Below are 4260 nucleotides of genomic sequence, written 5' to 3' on the forward strand. Positions count from 1 at the left end.
GGAGGGGGGTGTCGTCAACGTCAAGGATCACGGAGGGGAACGTATGCGCGAGTCCTGGGTTTGGGGCGGGGGTTGCCCGATCATGGACGTGGATGGGGAATTCGGGACCGATCGATGGGTAGTGCTTGGCGCCCGCCGGGGCTGCCCTTGACGTACGCGGCAGCGGGAGGCGATCGGCTGAACCCGGGCGCCGCGCGGGTGGGGGGAACCCGGCCCATCGAGTCAGGTTGTGGGGAGAGCCTCGGTTGCACGGGATTCCGTGGGGGAAGCTCATACACTGACGCGGGCGGTAATCCGCGTGGGCGAGGGGCGGTTGACGGTGCGTAAGGCGTGGATCCTGGCTGGTGCCGCGACCGCGGCGGGGCTCAGCTTCGTGATGCTGCTCGTCGTCGGCGTGTACATCATCGCCGGGAACCTCACCAACGGCGTCGGCGGCAAGAGCGTCGGGCTGGCCAAGGGTGCCGTGCCGGCCGCGTACCAGGCGCTCGTGCAGAAGTGGGGCAATCTCTGCGCCGCGATCGACCCCGCGCTGCTCGCCGCCCAGCTCTACCAGGAGAGCGGATTCAACCCGAACGCCAAGAGTCCCGCGGCGGCCCAGGGAATCGCGCAGTTCATCCCCGGCACCTGGGCCACGCACGGTATCGACGGTGACGGGGACGGCGACCGTGACGTCTGGGATCCGAATGACGCGATTCCGTCGGCCGCGACGTACGACTGCCAGCTCGCCTCGTACGTGAAGAAGGTGCCCGGCGACCCCACCCACAACATGCTCGCGTCGTACAACGCGGGGGCCTACGCGGTCATCAAGTACGGCGGTGTGCCGCCCTACCGCGAGACCCAGAACTACGTGAAGACGATCACCACGCTGGCGAAGAGCTTCGCCGCGCCGGTCACCCGGGTCGATCCGTCCGAGCAGGCCGCCGGGGCCATCTACTACGCGCAGAAGAAGCTGGGGACGCCGTATCTGTGGGGTGGCAACGGCACGCCTGAGCAGGGCGGACGCTTCGACTGTTCGGGGTTGACCAAGGCGGCCTTCGAGAGTGTCGGGATCACCCTGCCGCGGGTCGCCAACGATCAGTACAACGCGGGGCCGCACCCCTCACGGGACCAACTGCTGCCGGGCGACCTGGTGTTCTTCTCGACCGACCCCAACAACTCGCGGGCCATCGACCACGTCGGCATCTACGTCGGCGGCGGGTACATGATCGACGCACCCCGTACGGGGGCCGTCATCCGGTTCGATCCGATCGACACCCGGAAGTACTTCGGTGCCACGCGGGTCACCGAAGATGGCGCGAAAGCGCTCCCCACGAGAGTCTGAACCGGACGGTAACCCAGCTCCTGAGCTGCGGTGATGTGTCTCTCTTCGATAACGTCTGCGTGATCATTCAGTGGAGAGTGGAACGTATCAACGGGGGTCGTGCGTTCCTGTTGACGTAGCCGGGCCATGCGCGGATCTACGACCACGGGGGTGTGGGTACGAGCGGCGTGCGTGAGGCATGCCGGGCACAACGACGAAGGGGCCGCAGCACCATGGCTGGACTCGCCGCATCTGGGTCGAACCCCGACGTCGACCTGCTCTATGACATCAACGGCCTCGCGAAGGACGCCCCGCACTGGCTGGACCGGACCGTCGAGTTCGTCGGCGAGTACGGGCTGCTGCTGGCGATGGTGCTGCTCGTGGTCTGGTGCTGGTGGACCGTACGGCGGCGGCCCGCGTCCGCCGACGAGGCCGCCTCGTCCGTGGCCGCGCTGGTGTGGGCGCCGTTGGCCGCCGGGCTCGCGGTGCTCGTGAACGTGCCGATACGGGGGTTCGTGGAGCGGCCCCGGCCCTTCCTCGACCACCAGGGGCTCGAGGTTCTCGTCTCAGGCAAGACCGACTACTCCTTCGTGAGCGACCACGCGACCATCACCATGGCGATGGGGGTCGCGCTGTTCGTCGCCAACCGGAAGTTCGGGCTGGTGGGGATCGGGCTGGGGCTGTTGGAAGGGTTCTGCCGGGTCTACATGGGCGTGCACTATCCGACGGACGTGGTCGGCGGGTTCGCGCTCGGTACGGCTGTGGCGCTGCTGTTGTCGCCGGTCGCCTCGATGCTGCTCACCCCGGTGATGAAGGCGGTCGACGGGTCGGCGTGGGCGGGGTGGGCCGTGCGCGGGCGCTCCGCTCGGGTGGGCGGTCGGGATGCCGTGGTGCCGGGGGCTCGGGTGGAGGCCTCCGTGGAGGAGCGGGATCTGGCCGCGTAGGCGTTCGCGCAGCCCGGCGCCGGTGGCGGCGGGTGGACGCAGGCTGCGGCGGGCTCACAAGGACTGGGCGAACGTGAAGAAGTTCGTGGGGTCGTACTGGTGCTTCAGCCGGGTCAGCTGGGGGACGGCCGGGCCGTAGTACGCCTTCTTCCAGGTGGCGAGCGTGGGGTCGGCGTAGTTCTGGTAGGCGGCGCCCGAGGCGTGGGGGGCCATCGAGCGGTGTGCCGTGGTCAGCCAGGACTGGGCCGGCGTGCCCGTGGTGCCCGCGCGCCAGGACACGAGGTACTGGGCCAGCATCCGGGAGCGGCGGTGGACGAAGGCCGTGGCCGTGGGGGAGACGCGGTTGATCGCGCCGCCGAGGGCGGTGAGCGCGATGCTGCCCGAGCCGCCGCGGACGGTCCTCAGCTGTTGGAGCAGGGTCTGGATGCCGGCCGCCGAGAGGGAGCGGTCGAAGAAGTCGGAGCGGGCGGCGTACGTCTCGCGGGCCAGGGAGCCTCGTGGCGAGCGGCCGGGGGTGGAGCCGGGGAGATGGCACTGGGCGTCGGTGGCGAAGGACGAGCAGCCGGCGTAGATCTCCATGGCGTCCTCGTAGGAGCGGCGGCGCAGTGACACGCTCGTCGCGGAGGCGCCCACGCGGTCCGCGAGGCGGTCGACGGCGTTCTGGAGCCGGCCGTACGTACCGATGCTGAAGGCGGAGACGGAGATCCTCGGGGTGCCGCCGGGGGTGCTCGCCAGGTGGAGGGCGGACCAGATCTCGTCCGGCTGTGAGGGGCCCCATTCCTGCCAGGCCCGCACCACGGCCGCGGCCTTGGACCAGGGCCAGGAGAGGTGGCCGGTCACCGCCTGCGGGGCGGGGTGGGTGGTGAAGTGGAGTTCCGTGACGACGCCGAAGTTGCCGTTGCCGGCTCCGCGCAGCGCCCAGAACAGGTCCTGGTGGTGGGTGGCGTCGGCGGTGAGCTGCTTGCCGTCCGCCGTGACGATGGTCGCCCGGGTGAGGCTGTCGCAGGTGAGGCCGTATGCCCGCGAGACCACGCCGTGGCCGCCGCCCAGGACCAGGCCGGAGACGCCGACCGTCGGGCAGGAGCCGGCCGGGATCGTCATGCTCCTGGCGGCGAGCGCGCGGTAGACGTCGATCAGTTTGGCGCCGGCGCCGACGACTGCGGAGGTGCCGCTCGCGCGGACCCGGTTCAGCTTGGAGACGTCGAGGATCAGCCGGCCGTCGCCCGAGGACCAGCCGCCGTAGGAGTGACCGCCGTTGCGGATGGCGACCTTCGTGCCGTGGGCGCGGGCGTACGCCAGGGCCGTACGGATGTCGTCGGGGTGGGCGACGTAGGCGACCGCGGCCGGGCGGAGGGTGTCGAAGCGGGTGTTGTACAGCTGCCGGGCCGCCGTCCAGGAGGCGTCGCCCGGTCGGATCAGGGGGCCGTCGAGGGAGCGGCCGAGGGCGGCCCAGTTGGCGGCGGACGCGGCGCTCGTGGTCCGCAGTGGGAGCTTGCCGTCCGCGGTCGCGGAGGCGTCGGCGGGAGAGCCGCCGGTGCTGTCCGACCGGCACGCCGCCGTCGCGACTGCCGCGACGGCCGCCGTGCCGCCTGCGATGAACGTACGCCGTTGCATGTCCGACCCCCTGTGCCTTCCGTCGGCTTCATGGAGCGAGACGGTGCCGTCGGCCCGGGGGTTCCCGTGGCGGAGGAACACAGCGGGGTCAGTCGTGGGTGTGGCCCGCGGCGTCCGCTCTGGCCAGGCTTCTCGCCCTGCGTGCCGGGCCGCGCCAGCCGCAGGTGCAGCGGGCCAGGCAGAACGGGCCGTGTTCGACGGTCGTGGTGATGTGGGCTGCCCCGTCGCCGGGGGAGGAGGCCGCACGGTCCTGCTGAGTCACGGAGTAACGGTACCCAGCCCTGGCATAAAGGACTCGTATGACCACCGCAAGCCTTTGCCGTCACGCGTGACGGGGGCCACCCACCCGTCGTTATCGGGAACGACAGGGCGCCCGTCACGGACGAACCGGCTGGGGGAGAC

At 70.8% G+C, this 4260-nt stretch carries 4 protein-coding genes; 2 read left to right on the forward strand and 2 right to left on the reverse strand.

What is annotated here, in order from left to right; all coding sequences use genetic code 11:
- Window positions 1-313 precede the first annotated feature (313 nt).
- A complete protein-coding gene (locus BZL64_RS23595; RefSeq protein WP_279634608.1) occupies window positions 314-1321 on the forward strand; it encodes a C40 family peptidase in 1008 nt (335 codons plus the stop codon).
- Between the two features lie 212 nt (window positions 1322-1533).
- Window positions 1534-2244 carry a phosphatase PAP2 family protein gene (locus tag BZL64_RS23600; protein ID WP_086771201.1) on the forward strand — a complete coding sequence of 237 codons (711 nt, stop codon included), beginning with the start codon at window positions 1534-1536 and terminating at the stop codon, window positions 2242-2244.
- 54 nt (window positions 2245-2298) lie between these two features.
- Here BZL64_RS23600 and BZL64_RS23605 read toward each other — a convergent pair whose 3' ends face one another.
- Complete coding sequence (locus tag BZL64_RS23605) at window positions 2299-3858, reverse strand: FAD-binding oxidoreductase (protein ID WP_086771202.1); 1560 nt, start codon at window positions 3856-3858, stop codon at window positions 2299-2301.
- 88 nt (window positions 3859-3946) lie between these two features.
- Window positions 3947-4120, reverse strand: coding sequence for a hypothetical protein (locus tag BZL64_RS40285; protein WP_167396193.1), 174 nt, complete (start codon window positions 4118-4120; stop codon window positions 3947-3949).
- Window positions 4121-4260: the final 140 nt, after the last annotated feature.

Source organism: Streptomyces bobili (assembly GCF_002154575.1).
Lineage (GTDB): Bacteria > Actinomycetota > Actinomycetes > Streptomycetales > Streptomycetaceae > Streptomyces > Streptomyces bobili.

Bases quoted from the DNA above. Each gene is read 5' to 3' on its own strand.
- BZL64_RS23605 (WP_086771202.1), bottom strand. From the start codon at position 3,858: ATGCAACGGCGTACGTTCATCGCAGGCGGCACGGCGGCCGTCGCGGCA.
- BZL64_RS23600 (WP_086771201.1), top strand. From the start codon at position 1,534: ATGGCTGGACTCGCCGCATCTGGGTCGAACCCCGACGTCGACCTGCTC.